Here is a 22699-nt window from a genome sequence, read left to right on the forward strand (position 1 = left end):
ACCTTAAGCTTATTCTTCATAGTCTTCTCCGTAATTAAATTTATATCCTATTCCTCTTATAGTTTGAATATATACTGGATTTTTATCATCCTTTTCTATCTTTTGCCTTAGGTGTCTTACATGCACATCTACAGTTCTAGTTTCTCCTACGTACTCATAGCCCCAAATTTTGTCTAGTAGAAAATCTCTAGTCATAACTCTTCCCTTATTTTTAATAAGAATCTCAAGAAGTTCAAATTCCTTAAGGGTAAGATCTACCTTTTCTCCATCTCTTCTAACTTCATGTTTCTCAAAATCTATGGTTATCTCACCAAACTTAAAACCATTGTCCTCATATTTCACAGTGGTTCTTCTAAGAATAGCTTTTACTCTTGCAATTAATTCTCTTACAGAAAAGGGTTTAGTAATATAATCATCTGCACCTAATTCTAATCCCAAAATCTTATCTAGCTCTTCTCCTTTTGCAGTAATCATAATAATCGGCATAGTTGAAATAGCTGAATCTCTTCTAATCTCCTTACAAACATCTAATCCATCCATTCCTGGTAGCATTAGATCTAAAAGTATCAAATCTGGCTGCTGCTCCTTAGCAATTATAAAAGCATCTCTGCCATTATCCGCAGTAATTACTCCATAGCCATTCTTTTCTAAGTTAAATTTTATTAATTCTACAATGTGTTCTTCATCATCTACCACTAGAATTCTTTTATCCGCCATTTTAATTCCTCCACTTACTTTATATACACAAAGGAATACATTCTTCCTTCTTTTTCATCTTCTCTTCTATAGGAAAATAGATTTAAATTACTGCTACAGAATGTACATTCTTCTGTGCTAATAATATTTTCTTCCTTAACTCCACTGGTTATAAGTTCAATTTTAATGCAGGCTTCAAGATTTAAATGCCTGCCCTTATTTATATTGTATTTTTCACTTAATAAATTTTCATTGAATAAAGGATTATTTTTGAACTTTGAAATAAGTTCCTCGCTAACTTCATAGCAGCATACTCTATTATGAGGTCCTATATATATGGATAATTCTTCTGGATTACAACCGTAATTTTCTTTCATGAGCTCCACAGCTTTGCCAGCAATATTAGCATATGTTCCCTTCCAGCCACTGTGAACTGCACCAATAGCTCCTTTTTTCTTATCCACTAGGATAATAGGAACACAATCTGCTGTAAAAACCCCAATTGCAGTAGCTGTATTTTCAGTGATTATCCCATCACCTTCACTATTTATTACTTCCTTATTATCCTTGAAGACATGAACTATATTGCTATGAATTTGGTTTAAGTATACTACTTCTTTAACCCCAAACCATCTTTTTATATTATTTAAGTTCTTTTGTCCTTCTTCTGTTCTTCTATTAAAAGTCAGTCCCTTATGGGCTGTAAAAAACACTACTTCAATATGCTCTCCACAGTTATATCTTAAATATTGATAATCCTCAACATGATTTTTCTCCATAAATAGCCTCCATACTTTACTTTAATAATACAATAGCAAATTTTCATTATCCACTTTTTTAACTAATTTTAACCTTTATTTAACATACTTAAACTAAGAAAACCTTATTCATACATAAGTATACTTCAGTTATCCTATGATTTTATCCCATAAATAAAATTTTATCTAAATAACTTATAAAGGCTTCATTAGTTTCACTTTAATTTATTCATCTAAAAGTTTTCTTAAGTGAACCATGATAAATTCCCTGTATATGTTAAGTCTTAATTTTCATTTCCTATAGATAAAAAAACAAGTAAAATGCATAAACATTTTACTTCTCTTTAATTAATCTTTTTATCTCTTCCATAAAACTATTAATATCATCAAACTTTCTATATACTGAGGCAAACCTAACATAAGCTACTTCATCTACATTTTTTAACTTATCTAAAATCATTTCCCCAATACCTTCAGAACTTATTTCCGTAGTCATATTATTATTTAAAGTCTTCTCAAGGCTATCTACAATGCCCTCAATTTGACAACGAGTTACGGGCCTTTTTTCACAAGCCCTCATAATACCATTTATTACTTTATCTCTATTAAAAAGTTCTCTTGTTAAATCTCTTTTAATAACAAAAATAGATATGTCTTCAACCTTTTCATAGGTGGTATATCTTCTATTGCAATTTAAACATTCTCTTCTTCTTCTAATAGCTACATTATCCTCTGTTGACCTTGAGTCAACAACCTTGCTTTCTTCTCCATTACAATATGGACACTTCAATGATATTCACACCCTTTTTACTAGTATATAAGGCATCTGAGAATAAATAACAAGCCAAAATAAACAGTAATATTAACTTATTTATTTTTTCAAGGTGCCTAAGTCCATTATACACATATTTTATAATCTTAGTATATAAGCAACTAAAATTAAAATCAATATTTCTTAATGTAGCTATTCCTTAATTATTTAACGCTCCTGACATTCAACGATTCCCTCTCCATCAACTAAAATAACGTCAATGCCTATTTTTTTTATTTTTTCCCAGGGAATTTCTACATCTTGGCTTTTCCCAAACCAACCGTTTTTTTCTGTAGGTAATACTATCGATTCAATTTTATGATTTTCGCAGTTTATCTTGAAATCTTTTATATAACCTAACTTACTTCCTGTATTAATGTCTATTATCTCCATAACCTTTAAACTATTAATGGCAAACATTGTACTCTCCATTTTATCCCCCCACTTAAAAATAATAATAATACTTTTATAAGAAAAGAAAATATACGTTTATTTTCTTTATCCACCCTTTCTGTTATAGGCTTTTTATTAGAACTCTCCATAAGTTTTTCTTAAATACTCAAGCTCTATAAAACCTATAAATATCTATTCAACTTATATGCTATTAATAACCATAGTAGAACAACAAAATTGTACTAGCCTATAGCTTCTATGATTAAAACTTATTTTACTCATATTCAAAAAGCCTTAAGAAAATCAAAGTATGTTTCATATATAGAAGTTAAGTTATAACTCTAGTTCCCTATATAGAGAAACCAATTTCTGGAGGAAATATTTAAATTATCGCTTTCAATAATTAGTTTCTCTGAAAGAGATAAGCAAACTCAAATTACTGTAAGTATATAAGTTGCTTAAAATATCAATAGATTTTCATATTTAAAAACTCGCCAAGTATTAAGCTTGTTTATTTATATATTTAAAACAATAAAGCAAAATAATTATGTAATATGAAAAAGAGCCCGAAGGCTCTTTAAACATATTTTCTCATATGCTTTAATGCGGTTTTTTCTAATCTTGAAACTTGTGCTTGAGATATTCCAATTTCGTCTGCTACTTCCATCTGAGTTCTTCCATCAAAGAATCTTAAATTTAAAATAAGCTTTTCTCTATCACTTAATTTTTTCATCGCTTCTTTAATGGATATATTTTCAAGCCAACTATCATCTAGATTTTTATTATCACTTATCTGATCCATTACATAAATTGCATCCCCACCATCATGATATATAGGCTCAAATAAAGATACCGGGTCTTGAATTGCATCTAAAGCAAATACTACCTCTTCCCGAGATATTTGAAGTTCATTAGCAATTTGAGAAACAGTGGGTTCCTTGTTATCCTTATTTACTAATCTATCTCTTACTTGTAAAGCTTTATAAGCAATATCCCTTAAAGATCTACTAACTCTAATTGAATTATTATCTCTTAAATATCTTCTTATTTCTCCTATAATCATCGGTACTGCATAAGTGGAAAACTTAACATTCTGACCTAAGTCAAAGTTATCAATAGCCTTAATGAGACCAATGCAACCAACTTGAAATAAGTCATCTACATTTTCACCCCTATTATTGAATCGTTGAATAACACTCAATACTAGTCTAAGATTACCCCTTATGAATTGTTCCCTACAGGTATAATCCCCTTCCTTCATTTTAAGTAGCAGCTCTCTCATTTCTTTTTCTTTTAAAACTGGTAGCTTAGATGTATTTACACCACAGATTTCTACTTTGTTGATCATCATAAGGTCTTCATTCCCTTCAGAGTAATTGCATTTTAATTATCTCCTGATGTAAAAACTTTTATACTGAAGACAACCTTACAACATTTTATTAATTTCTTTCTTTAATCTTTTTATTATTCTTTTTTCTAATCGAGAAATGTAGGATTGAGATATACCAAGCATATCAGCCACTTCTTTTTGGGTTTTCTCTTGGAAACCATTTAATCCAAATCTTAACTCCACAATTTCTTTTTCTCTATTATTTAGTTTTCCCATGGCAATTACTAATAACTGCTTATCCACTTCATCTTCTATAAAATTATATACCACATCACTGTCAGTACCTAAGATATCTGATAATAATAACTCGTTCCCATCCCAATCAATATTTAAAGGCTCGTAGAAGGATATTTCTGTTTTTGTTTTACTGTTTCTTCTTAGATACATTAAAATTTCATTTTCAATACACCTAGAAGCATAGGTGGCAAGCTTTATTTTTTTCTCTGGGTCAAAGGTGTTAACAGCCTTAATAAGACCTATAGTTCCAACTGAAATTAAATCTTCTACGTTTACTCCTGTATTCTCAAATTTACGGGCTATATAAACCACTAATCTCAAATTTCGCTCAATTAGTACAGCTCTAATGCTCTCATCGCCTGAAACTAAGTCTTGTACTAACTTATCTTCTTCTTCCTTAGATAATGGTGGGGGTAGTGCATCATTTCCACCAATATAATAGACATGTCCAGCAAAAGCTTTAAACTTACTTACAAATCTGCTTATAGCACTTGGAATAGCTTTTAATAAATTCATTATTTTTTCTCTTATTTTACTCATCATAATCCCCCACTTTATAAAATTCCTCTTGGTAAGAGTCCGTTATAATCGTCATATTTGCTCAATTTCTTATCACAGAATGCTACTATAGCCTTTTCTTCCTTTGTTATGTCATTCATGGTAATTTTTATGCTATCAGGTTTTATTCCTATTAATTTTCCATGTTGTCCATTTACCACTGAATAAGGTATATGGTATATAGAATACCCCTCTAGATTAATTTTATCGAAGTACTCTTTTTCAATAATAATTACAGGTAGGTTAGTGGCAGGTTCTCTCAGTTCATTACCTGTATCTAGGAAAACCTTTAAAGAAGTTTTTACCTCCTTTGTACAAATCTCAATATTGTAAATAAATTGGTCCAGTTTCTTTCTATCCTTTACATAAATCACTAATCTGTTTATAACTATATAAATTATCATAATTCCTATGTAAATGTTTTTTGATGAAAAATTAATTACCCTTGTATTTGGAGTTAAATTTGGATTCTCACTTAGTGCACTATAGAAGGCTAGTCCAGCTAATAAAAAGGAGTAAAAATAAAATATTATTGTAGATTTAGCTAGAAAAAGTAGATTTTTCTCTTTTACTGCAATAAATATCATTAACACCGCCATTAAAACTTGAAAAGGTATTCCTGATAAATACTGATATCTAGGTACCAGCATTGGAATCACATAAAGACTTCCAATGAAGGCTGAAATGATAAGTCTCATAACACTTGCTTTCCTCTTAATAGTTTGTAAGGTAATAGTAATAAGGAAAATATTCACAATAAAATTCTGAAATAATAGCACATCTAAATATATAACCATGGCTACTCCTCCTTTACTCTATTATAACTTCCATTAAGTGTAAAATTTGTAAAATCATATTAGTAAAATAGGATTTATTCATCAAATTTTACGTCATTTTACGATTTATTTTTCACAAAAAATAAAAAAGCAGCTGTAAATCAAATAAAATTTACAGCTGCTTTTAACTATTAAATTATCTCATATTTTTTCTTAGCCATGTAGGTACAGCAAAATCCTCTTCTTGAGCCTTTGGTTGCTCTGGCTCTTTTGTAGCCGCTACTTCGCTATGAATTACTTCTCTTTTTGGCAATTCAATTTTGCTTGTAGGCTGGTGAATAGCTTTATCACATTCAAAGCCTGTAGCAATTACAGTTATTCTAATTTCATCTTTTAAATTTTCATCAATAACTGCACCAAAAATTATGTTTGCATCTGGATCTGCTGCTTCTTGAACGATTTGTGCAGCTTCGCTAATTTCAAGTAAAGATAAATCAGCTCCTCCAGTAACGTTTAATAACACCCCAGTTGCTCCAATAATTGAAGTTTCAAGTAATGGACTTGAAATAGCTTGTTTTGCAGCCTCTTGAGCTCTGTTATCACCTTTTCCAGAACCTACTCCCATATGAGCAAGTCCTTTGTCTAACATAATTGTACTTATATCGGCAAAGTCAAGGTTAATTAATCCTGGAATAGTTATAAGGTCTGAAATACCTTGAACACCTTGTCTTAAAACATCATCAGCTCTTTTGAAAGATTCAACTAAAGTAGTTTTCTTATCAACTAAAGATAATAATCTTTCATTTGGTATTGTTACTAGGGTATCTACTGATTCTTTTAGAGCTTTAATTCCAGACTCAGCATGAATCATTCTTTTTCTTCCCTCAAATGGGAATGGTTTAGTTACAACCCCTACAGTTAATATTCCCATAGATTTAGCTATTTCAGCAACTACAGGTGCTGCTCCAGTACCTGTTCCACCGCCCATACCAGCAGTGATGAATACCATGTCAGCTCCCTTTAAAGCTTGGACAATTTCTTCCTTGCTTTCTTCTGCTGCTTTTCTGCCGATTTCTGGATTAGCTCCAGCACCTAGACCTCTAGTAAGCTTGTCTCCAAGTTGAATTTTTAATTCAGCTTTAGAAAGTGCTAATGCTTGCTTATCAGTATTAATGCCAATAAACTCTACATTTTTTAATCCTTCTTCAATCATTCTATTTACAGCGTTGTTTCCACCGCCACCGCATCCAATAACTTTAATTTTACATAAGTCTTTGTCTTGTACATCAAAATCAATCACAGTACTACCTCCTCATTAGAAAAATTCCGCCAAAAATTCTTTTATTTTACTTGAAAATGTATTTTTTTCTTTTCCCTCATGTCTACTATCTGTTGCTAAATCACTAGTTTCTGTTTTTTCAACTAATTCATTGCTTATTTTATTTCTTAATACAACTTCTTTGATAATTCCAGTGGCAGTAGAGTATATAGGATTTGCAGCACCTACATAAGAAGGTGATCCTACTCTTACAGGCTTATCAAAAATTTCTGCCGCAACTACTGTTATATCTCTAAATAGTGCTGCACCGCCTCCAACAATTACAAAGGAACTTATATCCTTGTAGTTACCATCCTCTACAAGCTTCTTTTTAATAATACTTAATAATTCCTTTACCCTCTCACCTATAATCTCAACTAAAGTATCATAATTAATATCTATGGACCCATTACCTGTTATAGAGTTCACTTTAACTCTATAGTTTTGTAAAGCCTTGTCCTTTATTAAATTACTACACTTTATTTTTAGGTTTTCCGCGTCTTCACGAGGTACTTTAAGACAAATAGAAATATCATTGGTTATAGTTTCTCCGCCTAAGCCCACAGAAAAAACATTTAAAATTCTATTGTTTTTATAAACTGAGGTCTCAATAACTTCTGCACCTATATCAATAAGTGCTACTCCATTATCTATTTCATCTTCTTCAATAATATCTTTATATATACCTAATGAATTAACTACTATACCACTTACGCCAACTCCTGCTCTATTTAAAGCCTTTTTATAGCCTTCTATCATGGCAGATGGGGCTGTAACTACTTGAGCCTCCACAGTAAGCTGTTCTCCTACCATGCCAACTGGGTTTGTAATATTACTCATCCCATCTACAATAAACATTTCAGGTTCAACAGCAACAACTTCTATATTGGGTTCTACTGGTAATAGCCTTACAGCATCTAACACATTTTTGAAATCTGAAATTTGAATCTCTTTGTTTGGTGAAGATATAGAAACAGCTCTTCTATTTTTAGTTAATTCACATAATGATATTGGTATGGATAAATAAGCATCTTTTATGGACATACTTACTATATTTTCTAAGTCTTTAATGACGTTAGTCACTGCATAGGATACTGAATTTGTGTCCACTACCATGCCATTTCTAATTCCATTACACTTAGAAGTAGTAATTCCCAAAATTTGAATTCGACTATCTTTATCTACTTTTCCAACAACACCACATACCTTAGATGAGCTAATATCTATTCCAACAATATGCTTGCTCATTTAAACTGTTCCTCCTTTGATAGAAGTCTCAAAGGAATATATTCAACAAAAACTTCAAATTTCCTCCAAAATTTAAGGCTTTTAAAAGAAAAATTTATAAAATATTATGATATCTTTAAATATGTACTTTTATAAATACTACTAGTCTTCAATCTTAGTATAAAACCTGGTTAAATAAAATGCAATATTAAAAACCTTTTTGTAAATATTTTTTCCATTTTATTGTTGAATTTTAAAAGGTGCATTTAAGTGATGCACCCTTTATATTATATCATAATCATTCTTCCAAGTATTTCCTTATCAACAGCATAAGTCATTGCAACCTCCCTAGAAATCTCACCATTTCTATATAACTCAGAAATTGCCATATCCATAGTTTTCATACCATACTTACTACCTGTTTGCACTGCTGACTCAATTTGATGAGTCTTCCCTTCTCTAATAAGGTTTTGAATGGCAGGGGTTATAGTCATAACCTCTAAGGCTGCAGCTCTTCCTCTATCCTCATACTTTGGGAGCAGTTGCTGAGATATTATGCCTTGCAGAACTGCTGCTAATTGGATCTTAATTTGTTGCTGCTGAAAAGGTGGAAATACATCAACTATTCTATCTATAGTTTTTGCTGCCCCAATGGTGTGCAGGGTAGAAAAAACTAAATGCCCAGTTTCAGCTGCTGTGATAGCAATAGAAATAGTTTCTAAATCTCTCATCTCTCCCACAAGAATAACATCGGGGTCTTCTCTTAGTATTGCTCTTAAAGCATTTTGATAGGTTTTAGTATCTCTTCCAATTTCCCTTTGATTCACAATAGATTTATTATGCTTATGTAAATACTCAATAGGATCTTCAAGAGTAATAACATGTGCATTTCTATTGGTATTTATCTCATTTATCATAGCAGCTAAAGTTGTACTTTTTCCACTTCCTGTAGGTCCTGTTACAAGAACTAAACCTCTTTGCCTCTCTGTTAAGTCTTTAAGAGCTGGTGGAAATCTTAATTCCTTCAAGGTTGGAATTTTCAAGGCTACAACTCTAAGAGCTATAGCATCTCCACCTCTTTGTTTATACACATTTACTCTAAATCTTCCTAACCCTGAAACTGAATAGGAGGTGTCTATCTCTCCAACTTCATTATATACTTCATATTCTTTGCCTAAAATTTCCCTGGCATAATATGTAGTGTCTGGAGGTAACAGCTTTTCGTTGTTTACTGAAACTAAATGGCCATTAACTCTTAAGGTAGGAGGCGCCCCAACAGTTAAATGCAAATCTGACGCATTTTTATCCATTGTCAACTTTAATAATTCTTGTAGTTGCATAGTAACTCTCCTTTATAAATTCTCATCAATGTTTTCGTACCAAATTTCAATAGCTTTATATGCTTGATTAAATAGCATATTTTTTCCATTTATAGTTCTACATCCAAAAATTTCACCAGTACTTAAAAATATAGATTTTTCTGGCACATAATTTAAATCGTAAAACAAAGTATTCTTGTTTGCACTAATAATATTAATGGGTTGTTTCTCAGCATGGTTTCCACCACCAAGAGGGGTGCAGTTTATTACAATTTGATAGTCTTCCAAAAAAAACTCTTCATTAAAACCCCAAACCTTGCTGATTATACTCTTACTATTTTTTAAAGCCTCCTGGTTCCTAGCTACAACTTCAATGCTAGAAGCACCATTATCATAAAGTGCATATAGAACTGCTTTAGCTGCCCCCCCACTGCCTATAACAAGGGCTTTACACCCCTTTATGCAGAAGTTTATATCTTTAAGAGTTTTTATAAATCCATAGTAATCAGTATTGTATCCTATTAACTTATCAGATCTTACTACCACTGTATTTACTGCTCCTATATAGTTTGCTGGGTACGTTACCTCATCTAAGAAACTTATTATATGTTCCTTGTAAGGAATAGTAACATTGAAGCCCACTATATTTTTTTCTCTGACACTATGAATAAACTCTTCTATATTATTTTTTTCTATATCAAACAGCTTATATTCTAAACAAATATTATTAGCTTTGTAATATTCATTATGAATAAGAGGTGATATAGAGTATTTTATGGACCTTCCAAGTAATCCACTATATCTCACTATATCACCTCCTTTAATCTCTTATATTGGTAATCCTTCTAAAGTTATTTTCAAAATTCTTTCGTTACCGCTGAACATGTATCAAGGATTATCATATAGGTAACCTAAGTTGAAATTTACCCTTGTTATCCTAATGCCTTAAGAAATAAGTAATTTAAATTATCACCAGGAAACCTTATAACTATATTAAATTATCACCTATAATCCAATAATTGTAAAGGATTTATTATAGTTTAATAATGAAGGTTCCCATAGCTGCCTAATTCCTTAAATAATTTTTTTAAGGCACGCTTTTCAATTCTAGATACATAAGATCTAGAAATACCTAACAATTTCGCAATTTCCCTTTGAGTTCTAGCATTTCCGTCTAGTAACCCATATCTCATCTCAATAATAATTCTTTCACGTTCTTGCAATATTGTGTTTATCTTACCATAGAGCTTCTTAACTTGGATTTTGTTTTCCACTATTTCTACAACAGAATCCTTGTCGCTACTTAAGATATCCATCAATGAAATTTCATTACCTTCCTTATCTACTCCAATTGGATCTTGAAGGTAAACCTCTCCTTTTGTTTTTTTGTTATTTCTTATAAGCATTAATATCTCATTTTCAATACATCTTGCAGCATAGGTTGCAAGGCGTGTGCCCTTAGAACAATCAAAGGAATCAATAGCCTTAATTAATCCTACGGTGCCAATAGAAATTAAATCATCCACTTCCTTACCTGGGAAAGAATACTTCTTAACAATATGAGCCACCAGTCTTAAGTTTCTCTCCACCAGCATATTCTTTGCCTTCAAATCTCCATTTTTAAATTTGTTTAAGTACAACTTTTCCTCTTCTTCCGTCAGTGGTTGCGGAAATGAACTGTTGCCAGATACATATCCTGTTAATAAAGTGAATTGTCCAATCACATTTAATAACCAACTTAAGAAAACCATAGATGCTCCCCCTAAAAGTGCTTATTAATATAATATGATTAGAAAATTAAAAAGTGCATGTACACCTAATTATTTATTTAATTTTTTACTTCAAGTATTTATTTTTTACTATACCTTCAACTATATCCTTAAACACATAAGAAGCAGTTCCTCCGCCAGCGTCAGTTTTTATTATTTGTGGAACAAATACCACCATAGAGTAATATTTATTGTTGTACTTAAAAAAGCCTGCAAACCAACCATCAGAACATTCTACATCCTTGTTGTCCTTATCTTTAATCCAATATTCTGTAGTTCCAGTTTTTCCACCGACTTCAGCTCCTGAAACCATGGCCTTTTTCCCTGTACCTAAGTCATTATTTACAACCTCTATCATACTATCTTTTATAGTTTGAGCAGTACCTTTACTTATTATTTTATTAGATTCACTTTCATACTTTTTGACCACAGAACCATCTTCTTTTAAAATGCTATCTATAATTCTAGGTTTAACATATATACCATTATTAGCTATGGTATTAGGGATAGTTAAAGCTTCAAGGGGGGTCGCTCTTACGGTTTGACCAATAGAAGTGTTAGTTATAATATCTTGAGAATTTTTAGTTTCAAAACCTTCAATCTCTCCTACCTTTTCATCCTGCAAGTTTAAAACCTTTGAAAAGAGCCCCTGCTTATTAGCATAATCATATAGATTTTTCATGCCAACTCTCCAACCAATTTGTGCAAAGGTATTATTAGAGGAACTAATGAAAGCCTCCTTCATAGTGTAGGTAAACTTTTTCTCCTTACTCTTGGGAAATAACCCATTAACTAAATTAAAGCTTTCTGTATTGCTTACAATACCTTTATCTACAGCACCTTCATATACAATGGTTTTAAAGATTGATCCTACATAAAATCCATTTTCACTTGGAGTACCTATGTTTACATTGTTACCGTAATCATCCTTTAGTGCCATGGATAATATTTTGCCACTATCAGCCTCCATCATCACTACTCCTATTTGACTCATATCTTTATATTTTTCGTCTCTTAATACCTTTTCTGATAGTTCTTGTACTTCCTTATCCAAAGTTAGCTTTACATTTAGATTTTCCTTATTCTCAACAAGGTTTTCATCAATTATATTTCCACTAACGTCTTTTTCAAACCTCACTTTGGTGTATTTATTATTTTTAACGAATTCATATATTTCCCTTTCAAGGGTACCTTCATCCTTTAACTTTGTACTGTCCGAAATTTTGCTTCCTCTGGCTAAAACATTCCTAATATTAGAATTTATATCCTTGGCTGCTTCCTCACTCTCATATGCGTAAAAGCCCTTTACATTTTTAATGCTTTTTAGTTTATCATAGGTTTCTTTATCTATATCGAAATACTGCCTACCTTCCTTAGCATATTTTGCTAAGGTTAAGTCATAATCTTTATTATAATTTCTAAGAGTGTAAGTAAGCGATTGTACCTCAGGAAGATTTTCCTTATTGTTCAAAGCTATAAAATTACTAATATCTACCACAGCATAGTACTTCTTTTCATAGTTAAATAATTCTTTATTATTTCTATCTAAAAGTTTAAAAGGAATATTTTTCACATTTTCCTCATAATAATATTGTCTGTTTGCCATAGTTTGAAGACTGCTATTGTCATACAGTTGGATATAAGCAAGTCTTGCTGTTAAAACTAGAAATAAAACTACCATAATACTTGCTAAAGTATAGGTTCTCCCTAATATTTTTTGTTTATTGTTTCTTATATTAAAGCCCATAAAAAAACACCTCACTCTAGTTCAATCATTGACTAAAGTGAGGTATTGTATTCCAAAATATTACTTTTAATTTTGAAGTATTTGCTTAATATTTGCATTAATAATATCAATAGCAACCTTATTGTGGCCACCTTCAGGGATGATAATATCTGCGTACCTTTTTGTATTCTCAGTAAACTGCTCATGCATTTGCTTAACAACTGTTAAATACTGAGTAATAACTGAATCTATAGTTCTTCCTCTTTCATTAATGTCTCTTACTAATCTTCTTATAAATCTTACATCTGCATCAGTATCAACATAAATTTTAATGTCTAGCATATCTCTTACTTCTTTTTCCTGAAGTACTAAAATTCCTTCAACGATAACTATATCTCTTGATTCTATAGATACTGTCTCAACTTTTCTATTATGAACTTCAAAGTCATAAATTGGCTTATTTATAGCCTTACCTTGAGTTAATTGGTTTAAATGCTGAACAAGGAGTTGAGTATCAAAGGCATCAGGATGGTCATAGTTAGTTTTTGTTCTTTCTTCTGGTGTCAAATGGCTTTGATCCTTGTAATAAGAATCTTGCTCAATCATAGCAATGCAGTTTTCACTAAAGCTCTTATATATTTCTCTGGCAATGGTGCTCTTTCCTGAACCAGTACCACCTGTAATTCCTATTAAAACTGGGCGCTTCATTACTTATCCTCCTTGGATTTAATTACAATATCGTTTTCCTGCAACTCTTCTTCTATTGTTACATCAAATAACATTTGCGCACTTGGTGCAGATTCAATTTTATTTCCTCTTGAATCCTTCATATCTTTTAATACAACTTGAAGATTATCTCCTACTGGTCTTAGCACTTCAACAGTATCTCCATCAAAGACTTTATTTCTTTGCTCAATAGTAGCAGTTTTAGTAGCGGTATCATAATTTTTAACTACACCAACTATATCATATTTTCTTATGTAAGCTGAAGATTCATAAATTTGTTTATCTGGATCATTAAAATAGAATCCAGTATAGTACTTTCTATGGCTTGGCTTATCTAAATCTTCTAACCACTTTTTATTAAATTTATACTCTCCAGGGTTTTTCATATATTCATTTAGAGCTTCTCTATAAGCTTTACATACAGTAGCTACATAGTATGAGCTCTTCATTCTTCCCTCTATTTTAAAGGAAACTACACCAGTACTCATAAGCTCTGGAATATACTCAATCATGCATAGATCCTTTGAGTTCATTATATATGTACCCTTTTCATCTTCATATATAGGGTAATATTCACCTTCACGCTTTTCCTCTACTAGGTGATATCTATATCTGCAAGGCTGAGCACATTCTCCTCTATTGGCATCTCTTCCTGTCATATAATTAGAAAGAAGACAACGTCCAGAGTAAGACATGCACATAGAGCCATGAACAAATACTTCAAGCTCTAAAGTCTCAGGAGTTTTTTCTCTAATTTCTTTTATTTCCTCTAAGGATAACTCTCTTGCTAAAACAATTCTTTTTACGCCCATTTTGTGCCAGAAAGTACAAGATCTCCAGTTTACGTTATTTGACTGAGTACTTAAATGCAGTTCAAGATTAGGAACTACTTCTTTTGCAGTCATAATTATTCCTGGGTCAGAAACTATAATTGCATCTGCTCCAATTTCATAAAGATCAATAAGATATTCTTCTAAGCCTTCTAAATCCTCATTATGTGGGAAAACATTTAAGGTAACATAAACTTTTTTCCCTCTTGAATGAGCAAATTCTATTCCTTCCTTAAGCTCTTCATTAGTAAAGTTATCTGCAAAAGCTCTTAAGTTTAATTTACTTCCACCTAAATAAACAGCATCAGCTCCGAAGTTTATAGCAGCCTTAAGCTTTTCTAAATTACCTGCTGGTGCTAATAGTTCTGGTTTTGTCATTGTGGTCCCTCCTAACTGTTAATGCAATACCATCTCCCATAGGTAATATGGTAGTTACTAGGTTTTCATCCTTAGATACTAAGTCTAAGTAGCTCTTCATTCTTTTTACTATAGTAATTTTTCTTCTTTTTACTAATTCCTTCGAGGCAACCATTCCCCTAAATAATACATTATCCGCTACAATAACGCCCTGGTCACTTAAAAGTCTCAAACAATGTGGCAAGAAATGATTATAATGCCCTTTACCTGCATCCATGAATATCATATCATAGGTGCCCTGTAGTCCTTCTAATATTTCTAAACAATCTCCCTGAAGAATCTCAATATTCTCCTGGAAATTATACTTTTCTAAATTCTTTTTGGCAATTTCAATCATGGTTTCATCTCTCTCAATGGTAGTAATTTTATTACTGCCACCAGAGACTAAATTCATTAGTATGGAGGAATAGCCTATTGCTGTACCTAACTCTAAAACCTTCTTAGGCTTATTTAGTGTAATCATAAATTGAAGGAATTTTGCTGTTTCTTTTTGTACAATAGGTACAGAGTTTTCCTTAGCAAAATCCTCAAGTTCTTTTAAAATTCCTACATTATCTGGAATTAAGCCTCTTAAGTACTCTTCCATATAATCATGTGTAATTCCACTCATTTATTTTCCTCCATATAAACTTAAAATTTTTTATTGCTGATTTTTATAATCTAAAAACTCTTCATAGGTTTTAAAAAATTTGTGATTTAAGTTATCTTTGGTTATGTAATATAAAAATTCAGTGGTTTCTGGGAATATAGCAGCTTCAATTGAATCCTTACCTGGACTGCATATTGGACCTATAGGCATGCCTTGTGCATAATAGGTATTATAAGGTGATTCTATTTCTAAATCCTTATAAAGTAGTGCGTCTTTATGCTCCCCTAAGGCATACAAAACTGTAGCATCAATTTGTAGCTTCATCCCGATATTAATTCTATTATCAATTACCGAGGATACTAATAGCTTTTCTTCTTTTGAAGTAACTTCTCTCTCGATCAATGAAGCCTTTGTAATTACTCTCTCTAAGTTTTCATCCTTTATGTCTATATTGTTTTCTTTTTCTATAGCACTAATAACTTCCTTAAATCGCTTCTGCATTGCACCTATTACTTCATTACCACTGATGTTCTTTTTAAATTTATAGGTGTCTGGAAATAAAAATCCTTCTAGAATATATCTTTTTTCTGTTTGCTTAGATATATACTCAGGTGCTTTGTATTCCTTGCAAGCTTTTATAAACTCATCTTTTTTAAGTATTCCTTTTTCCTCTAAGGTTGAACCTATTTGTTCTATAGTGTAACCTTCTGGAATAGTTACTGAGGTGTTTTGTTGATCCAAACTTGGATCTTCTAATACCTTTATAAACTCTTCCATAGTTGAGGCAGTTGAAATACTAAATTCTCCGGGTACAATTTTAGGACTTATTTTATTAGCTTTTACATAAATTTTAGTTAGTAATGGATTCTTAACAACTTTTTTATTATTTAGCTCCCCTAATACATCATAGAAGGTATATCCTTCTTTGACCTCTACTACTATGTCTTCCTTCCCTTTAAATGGATGTGAAGTAACATTTTTGTAGTAAAGCATTCCCCCTAAGCCAATAATTAAAAGTAAAACTAAGGATATAATTATTGGTTTTTTCACAAAATCACCCCATGCTATTTATTTAAGTAATAAACATTGCTTAGGCATCTGAAAATAAATAACAAGTCAAAGATGTGAAAGCTATTTTGCGTTCACAAGCAAGCTTGTGCCGACAAGGAAACAGGTTCCGCAGATAGTGGAGCTATCAAAGGGTTCTGTTGACGCAGTATAGCACAAAATAGATGAGCAGATTGACTTATTTATTTTTTGAAAATGCCTTATATACCTGATTTTTAAGAAGGCTTTAACCCATTATAATGAGTTAAAGCTCTCTTTTAAATTATTTTGCCTTCTTTAATGAAGCTCTTTTTCTAAGAGTTGGGTCTAGGATTTTCTTTCTCATTCTTATAGTCTTTGGTGTAACCTCTACAAGCTCATCCGATGCTATAAACTCTAAGCACTGTTCTAATGACATTTCATTTACTGGTACTAGCTTTAAAGCATCATCTGCTCCAGAAGATCTTGTGTTTGATAAGTGTTTTTTCTTGCAAACATTAACCTCAATATCTTCTCCTCTAGAACACTCTCCACATACCATTCCTTGATATACAGGTACTCCTGGTCCTATAAATAAGTTTCCTCTTTCTTGAGCATTAAACAGTCCATAAGTTATAGATTCCCCACTTTCAAATACTACTAGGGATCCTCTGCTTCTTTCTGGAATTTCTCCTCTGAACTTTTCATAACCTTCAAGAACGTGGTTCATAATTCCATTTCCTCTTGTGTCTGTCATGAACTCATTTCTAAATCCAATCAATCCTCTTGAAGGAATCTTAAACTCTAATCTTGTATACCCATTTATAGCACTAGTCATATTAACCATTTCTGCTTTTCTTGGTCCTAACTTTTCCATAACTACGCCCATAAACTCTTCTGGTACATCTATAGTTAGATTTTCTATTGGCTCTAGTAATTGTCCATCCTTTTCTTTATATATAACAGATGGTTTAGAAACCTGGAACTCATAGCCTTCTCTTCTCATAGTTTCAATTAATATAGAAAGATGTAACTCTCCTCTACCACTTACCTTAAAGGAATCTGCAGAATCTGTTTCTTCAACCTTTAAACTTACATTTGTTTCAAGCTCTTTCATTAATCTGTCTCTTAGATGCCTTGAAGTAACAAACTCTCCATCTAGTCCTGCAAAAGGTGAGTTGTTTACAATAAAATTCATGCTAAGAGTTGGTTCATCAATATCAACAAATGGAAGTGCCTCAGGTGAAGCAGCATCTGCTATAGTCTCACCAATATTAATATCAGCTATTCCAGAAATAGCTACAATGTCTCCAAGCTTTGCTTCTTCAGTATCTTCTCTTTTTAAACCATTATACACAAATAAACTTGAAACCTTAACATTTTTTGTGATTCCATCTCTTTTTATTTGTGCAACGTTTTGATTTCTCTTTAAAGTTCCTCTTTCAATTTTACCTATACCGATCTTTCCTACATATTCATTGTAGTCAATTGAGGTTATCAGTAATTGTAATGGTTCATCAATGTACCCTACTGGAGGATTTACAGTGTTAATGATAGCTTCAAATAATGGAACCATATCCTTAGACTCATCCTCTAATTCAACTTTTGCTATACCTTCTCTTGCAGAAGCATAGATAACTTTGAAATCAAGCTGTTCATCATTAGCTCCAAGCTCTACGAAAAGATCAAAAACTTCATCTATAACTTCTTCAGCTCTTGCATCCTTTCTATCAATCTTATTGATAACAACCATAGGCTTTAACTTAAGTTCTAGTGCTTTCTTCAGAACGAACTTAGTCTGAGGCATTGCCCCTTCATAAGCGTCTACTACTAAAAGCACGCTGTCAACCATTTTAAGTACCCTTTCTACTTCTCCACCAAAGTCTGCGTGTCCTGGTGTATCAATAATATTTATCTTAACATCATTATACATTACTGCAGTGTTCTTAGAAAGTATTGTAATTCCTCTTTCTCTTTCTAAATCGTTTGAGTCCATTACTCTTTCTTGAACCTTTTCATTTTCCCTAAACACCTTACTTTGCTTTAAAAGAGCATCCACTAAAGTAGTTTTACCGTGGTCAACGTGAGCAATGATAGCGATATTTCTTATATCTTCTCTTGTATATAAATTCATCATTTTCCTCCAATGTTCATCATTTTTTTTAGAATTAATCGCAAAATCAAACTAGTAAGGAATTCCTTACTAGTTTTTAAAAATAGAAACTAGTTAAAGTATATAACTTAACATCATGTTAATATAACATATTTTCACATATTACTTCCTTGCTACGTTTATTTTGTATATTGAATCAGATTTAACACTTAGCTTACCTATGAACCCACCTAGGTCCCCTAAGACTTTAATACTGAGTAAAATAAATTTCACCTTGGAAGTTATTATCTTTGTGCAAAATAAAATTGGATACTTTAGTTTGTACCCAATTTTAAAATTCACTATACTTATTCTAATATTATGCTCCATAAAAGTCAATGTTATAACAACATTAGTTATTTGTTAATATCAATATAAGTTTCCACATTTTGATTGGTTATACAAAATTAAAGCCAAGGCTAGCCCATATATGACTACCTTTGGCTTTATAAAATCTATTAATATGAGCAAAAAAACTTTACTCTTTAATCTATAATGAAAAAATATTTATTATACTTCCATGATTATAGGTAAAATCATTGGTCTTCTCTTAGTTTTCTCATATAGATAAATTCTTAGAACTTCTCTAATATTACCTTTTATAGTTGGCCATTCTGTTATATGTTTTTCTTCACATTCTTTAAGAGCTTCTCTTACACGCTCTCTAGCTTGTTCCATTAAATCCTCAGATTCCCTTACATAAACGAAGCCTCTTGATATTATGTCAGGGCCTGCAATAACAGTACCACTTTCTTTGTCTATAGTAACAACCACAGTCAGTATACCATCCTGTGATAAATGCTTTCTATCTCTTAAAACAATATTACCTACATCTCCAACTCCAAGTCCATCTACAAATACCTGCCCTGAGATTACAGAGCCAGATTTTCTTATTGAATCCCTGGTTATTTCGATGACATCTCCATTTTCTCCTAAGTAGACATTTTTTTCATTCATGCCAAGCTTCATAGCAAGCTCACCATGTTGCTTTAAATGTCTGTACTCTCCGTGAACGGGAATAAAAAATTTAGGTCTAACTAGAGTATGGATTAGTTTCAGTTCTTCTTGACAAGCATGACCAGATACATGAACATCTGCTAAAGCTTCATAAATAACTTCTGCTCCCTGCTTAAACAATTGATTAATAACCTTGGACACAAGCTTTTCGTTCCCTGGTATAGGTGTTGCTGATATGATCACCATATCTCCTGGAACAATACTCACTTTTTTGTGCTCTGAAGCTGCCATTCTTGATAGAGCAGACATAGGCTCCCCCTGGCTACCAGTAGTTATTATTACAATTTCACTATCTGGATACTTACCAATTGCATCAACATTGATTAATGCACCTTCATCAATATTGATATACCCAAGTTCAATAGCCACCGCAATTATATTCTCCATACTTCTTCCAGATAGCGCAACCTTTCTTCCATACTTCTTAGCAGCAGTAATTATTTGCTGCACCCTATGAATGTTAGAAGCAAAGGTAGCTACAATTATTCTTCCCTTAGCAGTATGGAATATATTTTCAAAAGTTTCCCCTACAGTACTTTCTGACATGGTGTACCCTGGTCTTTCCACATTAGTACTGTCTGCCATCATTACTGTAACACCTTTTTTGCCAAGTTCAGCAAATCTAGTTAAGTCAGCTACGCCTCCATCTATTGGAGTAAAATCTATTTTAAAATCTCCTGTGTGAAGTACTACTCCAGCAGGAGTGTGAATTGCCAAAGCTACTGAATCTGCAATACTATGGCTTGTTCTTATAAACTCTACAGATGAACTTTCAAGCTTAACAATATCCTTTGGTTTAACAGTTATAAGTTCTACACTGCTTAGTAACCCATGTTCTTTTAGCTTCGTTTCTACAATTCCTAAGGTAAGTTTAGTTCCGTAAACTGGAATATTGATTTGTTTTAACACATATGGTAGAGCCCCTATATGATCTTCATGACCATGCGTTAGAAATATTCCTTTAACCTTTTCTCTGTTTTTTATAAGATAATTTACTTCTGGAATAACTACATCTATTCCAAGCATCTCATCATCAGGAAACTTCATACCACAGTCTATTACTATTATGTCATTTTTATATTCGATAACAGTAAGGTTCTTACCAATTTCATTTAATCCCCCTAAAGGAATAATTTTAATTTTTTCTTTTTCCTTCTTCAAATATTCTTCCCTCCTTTTTTTAAAATTAGGTATCTAAAATAAAACAACAAGTAAAGCTGTAAAATGTTCTACATACTAACTAGTTGTTTTTTGAAGATACCTTACACTACTTATATATAATTTAAGAGCATTCGCTACAAAGGCCGTAAAATTTCAAGGTGTGATTTTCTATAGTAAAGTTGTATTTTTTTTCTATAACTTCCTCAATTTCATCTAATAAATCCCCTTGAACCTCAATTACTTTCCCACAGCCATTACAAATTAAATGATGATGCTGATGACTATCATCTTGGTGACAAAGTTCATATCTGCTACGACCATCATCTAAATCAAGTTTGCAAACTACTCCCATTTCCTCAAGTAACTGCACTGTTCTGTAAACTGTAGCTAACCCTATTTCAGGACAACCTACCTTTACTAAATCATATAGTTCTTCCGCTGTAAGATGGCTACCTTCATTATTGATAATTTCATTAAGTATGGCTCTTCTTTGAGGTGTCAGTTTGTATCCTTTTTCCTTAAGGAATTCCTTTAAATTTTCAATCTTATCCTTTGCCATTTTTGAATTAATACACCCTCTCTTTCCTACTTATCATGAAGTTACCTCTTATATGATAATTAGGATTAATCTAATAGTCCTTCCTCTGAAAGTGTCTCATATGCCTCAGCAACCATATTAAACTCATCTTCATCATCTACAGAAACTAAAACTTCATTTCCTGCCTCATCTTCAACAACTTTAAGTGCTACTGCATCCAAGTCCTCAGATCCTGCTGGAACTACTATAAAATATTCATTTTCTTCTATATCTAATTTAGTTATAACCTCAAATTCAACGTCATTTCCCTCTTCATCAGTTAATGTGATTCTCTCTAAAAAATTATCCATTTGTTTCCTCCTAATATGTAATTATTTCATTAATATATACTGTCCAAATATCCTTGTAATATATATGTTGCTGCAATTTTATCTACTATTTTTTTTCTCTTGCTTCTTGATAGATCTGCTTCTAACATAGCTTTATGTGCCGCCACTGTAGTTAATCTCTCATCCCAATATTTTAGTGGCACTTCTATATTTTCTTTTAGCTTATCACAAAACTCCATAACCTTTTCACCTTGAGTTCCTATGGTTCCGTTCATATTTTTAGGCATTCCTGAGATTATGGTGTCAACATTGTATTCCTTGCAAATTTTAAGTACCTCTTCAATATCATACTCTATATTTTTACGTTTAATAGTGGTTATACCTTGAGCTGTAAACCCTAATGGATCGCTTATAGCCACTCCAATTGTTCTATCACCAACATCTAATCCAAGTACTCTCATTATATTACTCCTTAGTATATTTAATAGGTTTTTATGGGGATTTTTATTTTAGGCATATTGAAAAAATAAATAAGTCAATCTGCTCATCTTTGACTTGTTATTTATTTTCAGATGCCTTAGTCATAACTTTGAGACAATTATATCCTTAGTATTTGTGAATTGCAAATAAAAATGCCCTATTACGGGCATTTTTTTATTTTATTTCTAGATAAGCTTTTAAAACCTCTTCTAATATATCGTCTCTCTCTAGCTTACTAACTAATGCTCTTGCTCCGTTATAGTTGGTTATATAAGTTGGGTCACCAGAAATTAAATATCCAACTAATTGGTTAACTGGATTATACCCTTTTTCTTTTAAAGCATTGTACACGTCAGTTAGTATCATTTTAGTCATGTCTTTTTTATCTTTGATTACATCAAACTGAACTGTATGCTGTTTATCCACCATAATCACCTCTTCATTTATATGATATAG

Annotated in this window: 23 protein-coding genes; all 23 read right to left on the reverse strand. The window is 31.9% G+C overall.

Translation table 11 applies throughout. The features are described from left to right. Nucleotides 1-9: 9 nt before the first annotated feature. Nucleotides 10-717: a response regulator transcription factor gene (locus J2Z44_RS00805; RefSeq protein ID WP_021284608.1), complete on the reverse strand. Its 708-nt coding sequence runs from the start codon at nt 715-717 to the stop codon at nt 10-12. A gap of 14 nt (nt 718-731) precedes the next feature. Then, nucleotides 732-1475, reverse strand: a complete 744-nt coding sequence (gene pgeF / locus J2Z44_RS00810) for a peptidoglycan editing factor PgeF (RefSeq protein WP_021284607.1) — start codon at nt 1473-1475, stop codon at nt 732-734. A 313-nt stretch (nt 1476-1788) separates the two neighbouring features. Then, nucleotides 1789-2244, reverse strand: a complete 456-nt coding sequence (nrdR, locus tag J2Z44_RS00815; RefSeq protein WP_021284606.1) for a transcriptional regulator NrdR — start codon at nt 2242-2244, stop codon at nt 1789-1791. A 189-nt stretch (nt 2245-2433) separates the two neighbouring features. Beyond that, nucleotides 2434-2697, reverse strand: coding sequence for a YlmC/YmxH family sporulation protein (locus J2Z44_RS00820; RefSeq protein WP_209649275.1), 264 nt, complete (start codon nt 2695-2697; stop codon nt 2434-2436). A 538-nt stretch (nt 2698-3235) separates the two neighbouring features. After that, nucleotides 3236-4009, reverse strand: coding sequence for an RNA polymerase sporulation sigma factor SigG (sigG, locus tag J2Z44_RS00825; protein ID WP_017414580.1), 774 nt, complete (start codon nt 4007-4009; stop codon nt 3236-3238). Nucleotides 4010-4084: 75 nt separating this feature from the next. After that, nucleotides 4085-4801 (reverse strand): RNA polymerase sporulation sigma factor SigE, encoded by a 717-nt coding sequence (gene sigE, locus J2Z44_RS00830; RefSeq protein WP_031271773.1) that lies wholly within the window; start codon nt 4799-4801, stop codon nt 4085-4087. A gap of 38 nt (nt 4802-4839) precedes the next feature. After that, a complete protein-coding gene (spoIIGA, locus tag J2Z44_RS00835; protein ID WP_021284602.1) occupies nt 4840-5640 on the reverse strand; it encodes a sigma-E processing peptidase SpoIIGA in 801 nt (266 codons plus the stop codon). Nucleotides 5641-5815: 175 nt separating this feature from the next. Next, entirely contained in the window at nt 5816-6919 is a 1104-nt protein-coding gene (ftsZ, locus tag J2Z44_RS00840; protein ID WP_021284601.1) for a cell division protein FtsZ, read from the reverse strand. Nucleotides 6920-6934: 15 nt separating this feature from the next. After that, complete coding sequence (ftsA, locus tag J2Z44_RS00845; RefSeq protein WP_209649276.1) at nt 6935-8185, reverse strand: cell division protein FtsA; 1251 nt, start codon at nt 8183-8185, stop codon at nt 6935-6937. Nucleotides 8186-8451: 266 nt separating this feature from the next. Next, complete coding sequence (locus J2Z44_RS00850; RefSeq protein WP_021284599.1) at nt 8452-9504, reverse strand: type IV pilus twitching motility protein PilT; 1053 nt, start codon at nt 9502-9504, stop codon at nt 8452-8454. 12 nt (nt 9505-9516) lie between these two features. Continuing rightward, nucleotides 9517-10290, reverse strand: coding sequence for a shikimate dehydrogenase (gene aroE, locus J2Z44_RS00855; RefSeq protein WP_021284598.1), 774 nt, complete (start codon nt 10288-10290; stop codon nt 9517-9519). A gap of 233 nt (nt 10291-10523) precedes the next feature. Continuing rightward, complete coding sequence (gene sigK, locus J2Z44_RS00860) at nt 10524-11234, reverse strand: RNA polymerase sporulation sigma factor SigK (protein WP_021284597.1); 711 nt, start codon at nt 11232-11234, stop codon at nt 10524-10526. 85 nt (nt 11235-11319) lie between these two features. After that, nucleotides 11320-12999 (reverse strand): penicillin-binding transpeptidase domain-containing protein, encoded by a 1680-nt coding sequence (locus J2Z44_RS00865; protein ID WP_021284596.1) that lies wholly within the window; start codon nt 12997-12999, stop codon nt 11320-11322. Nucleotides 13000-13065: 66 nt separating this feature from the next. Then, nucleotides 13066-13686, reverse strand: a complete 621-nt coding sequence (gene udk / locus J2Z44_RS00870) for a uridine kinase (protein WP_021284595.1) — start codon at nt 13684-13686, stop codon at nt 13066-13068. After that, a complete protein-coding gene (locus J2Z44_RS00875; RefSeq protein ID WP_209649277.1) occupies nt 13686-14912 on the reverse strand; it encodes a peptidase U32 family protein in 1227 nt (408 codons plus the stop codon). Before J2Z44_RS00875 ends, udk begins: the two co-directional genes overlap by 1 nt. Then, on the reverse strand, nt 14878-15561 hold the full coding sequence (locus J2Z44_RS00880) for an O-methyltransferase (RefSeq protein WP_021284592.1): 684 nt from the start codon (nt 15559-15561) through the stop codon (nt 14878-14880). The genes J2Z44_RS00875 and J2Z44_RS00880 overlap by 35 nt, the downstream gene beginning before the upstream one ends. A gap of 30 nt (nt 15562-15591) precedes the next feature. Next, on the reverse strand, nt 15592-16590 hold the full coding sequence (gene mltG, locus J2Z44_RS00885; RefSeq protein WP_021284591.1) for an endolytic transglycosylase MltG: 999 nt from the start codon (nt 16588-16590) through the stop codon (nt 15592-15594). A gap of 280 nt (nt 16591-16870) precedes the next feature. Continuing rightward, nucleotides 16871-18700: a translational GTPase TypA gene (typA, locus tag J2Z44_RS00890; RefSeq protein WP_021282848.1), complete on the reverse strand. Its 1830-nt coding sequence runs from the start codon at nt 18698-18700 to the stop codon at nt 16871-16873. Between the two features lie 528 nt (nt 18701-19228). Next, entirely contained in the window at nt 19229-20896 is a 1668-nt protein-coding gene (locus J2Z44_RS00895) for a ribonuclease J (protein WP_021282847.1), read from the reverse strand. A 121-nt stretch (nt 20897-21017) separates the two neighbouring features. Further along, nucleotides 21018-21455 (reverse strand): Fur family transcriptional regulator, encoded by a 438-nt coding sequence (locus J2Z44_RS00900; protein WP_021282846.1) that lies wholly within the window; start codon nt 21453-21455, stop codon nt 21018-21020. Between the two features lie 65 nt (nt 21456-21520). Further along, complete coding sequence (locus J2Z44_RS00905) at nt 21521-21784, reverse strand: DUF1292 domain-containing protein (RefSeq protein WP_021282845.1); 264 nt, start codon at nt 21782-21784, stop codon at nt 21521-21523. 29 nt (nt 21785-21813) lie between these two features. Beyond that, nucleotides 21814-22224, reverse strand: coding sequence for a Holliday junction resolvase RuvX (ruvX, locus tag J2Z44_RS00910; protein ID WP_021282844.1), 411 nt, complete (start codon nt 22222-22224; stop codon nt 21814-21816). A 193-nt stretch (nt 22225-22417) separates the two neighbouring features. Beyond that, nucleotides 22418-22672: an IreB family regulatory phosphoprotein gene (locus tag J2Z44_RS00915; protein ID WP_017414598.1), complete on the reverse strand. Its 255-nt coding sequence runs from the start codon at nt 22670-22672 to the stop codon at nt 22418-22420. Nucleotides 22673-22699: the final 27 nt, after the last annotated feature.

It is taken from the genome of Clostridium punense, assembly GCF_017874425.1.
GTDB classification, from domain to species: domain Bacteria; phylum Bacillota; class Clostridia; order Clostridiales; family Clostridiaceae; genus Clostridium_J; species Clostridium_J punense.

Bases quoted from the DNA above. Each gene is read 5' to 3' on its own strand.
- pgeF (WP_021284607.1), bottom strand. From the start codon at position 1,475: ATGGAGAAAAATCATGTTGAGGATTATCAATATTTAAGATATAACTGT.
- J2Z44_RS00875 (WP_209649277.1), bottom strand. From the start codon at position 14,912: ATGACAAAACCAGAACTATTAGCACCAGCAGGTAATTTAGAAAAGCTT.
- J2Z44_RS00905 (WP_021282845.1), bottom strand. From the start codon at position 21,784: ATGGATAATTTTTTAGAGAGAATCACATTAACTGATGAAGAGGGAAAT.
- J2Z44_RS00915 (WP_017414598.1), bottom strand. From the start codon at position 22,672: ATGGTGGATAAACAGCATACAGTTCAGTTTGATGTAATCAAAGATAAA.
- J2Z44_RS00850 (WP_021284599.1), bottom strand. From the start codon at position 9,504: ATGCAACTACAAGAATTATTAAAGTTGACAATGGATAAAAATGCGTCA.
- J2Z44_RS00865 (WP_021284596.1), bottom strand. From the start codon at position 12,999: ATGGGCTTTAATATAAGAAACAATAAACAAAAAATATTAGGGAGAACC.
- J2Z44_RS00900 (WP_021282846.1), bottom strand. From the start codon at position 21,455: ATGGCAAAGGATAAGATTGAAAATTTAAAGGAATTCCTTAAGGAAAAA.
- sigK (WP_021284597.1), bottom strand. From the start codon at position 11,234: ATGGTTTTCTTAAGTTGGTTATTAAATGTGATTGGACAATTCACTTTA.
- ftsA (WP_209649276.1), bottom strand. From the start codon at position 8,185: ATGAGCAAGCATATTGTTGGAATAGATATTAGCTCATCTAAGGTATGT.
- udk (WP_021284595.1), bottom strand. From the start codon at position 13,686: ATGAAGCGCCCAGTTTTAATAGGAATTACAGGTGGTACTGGTTCAGGA.
- J2Z44_RS00805 (WP_021284608.1), bottom strand. From the start codon at position 717: ATGGCGGATAAAAGAATTCTAGTGGTAGATGATGAAGAACACATTGTA.
- spoIIGA (WP_021284602.1), bottom strand. From the start codon at position 5,640: ATGGTTATATATTTAGATGTGCTATTATTTCAGAATTTTATTGTGAAT.
- typA (WP_021282848.1), bottom strand. From the start codon at position 18,700: ATGAATTTATATACAAGAGAAGATATAAGAAATATCGCTATCATTGCT.
- sigG (WP_017414580.1), bottom strand. From the start codon at position 4,009: ATGATGATCAACAAAGTAGAAATCTGTGGTGTAAATACATCTAAGCTA.
- sigE (WP_031271773.1), bottom strand. From the start codon at position 4,801: ATGAATTTATTAAAAGCTATTCCAAGTGCTATAAGCAGATTTGTAAGT.
- J2Z44_RS00880 (WP_021284592.1), bottom strand. From the start codon at position 15,561: ATGAGTGGAATTACACATGATTATATGGAAGAGTACTTAAGAGGCTTA.
- J2Z44_RS00820 (WP_209649275.1), bottom strand. From the start codon at position 2,697: ATGGAGAGTACAATGTTTGCCATTAATAGTTTAAAGGTTATGGAGATA.
- ruvX (WP_021282844.1), bottom strand. From the start codon at position 22,224: ATGAGAGTACTTGGATTAGATGTTGGTGATAGAACAATTGGAGTGGCT.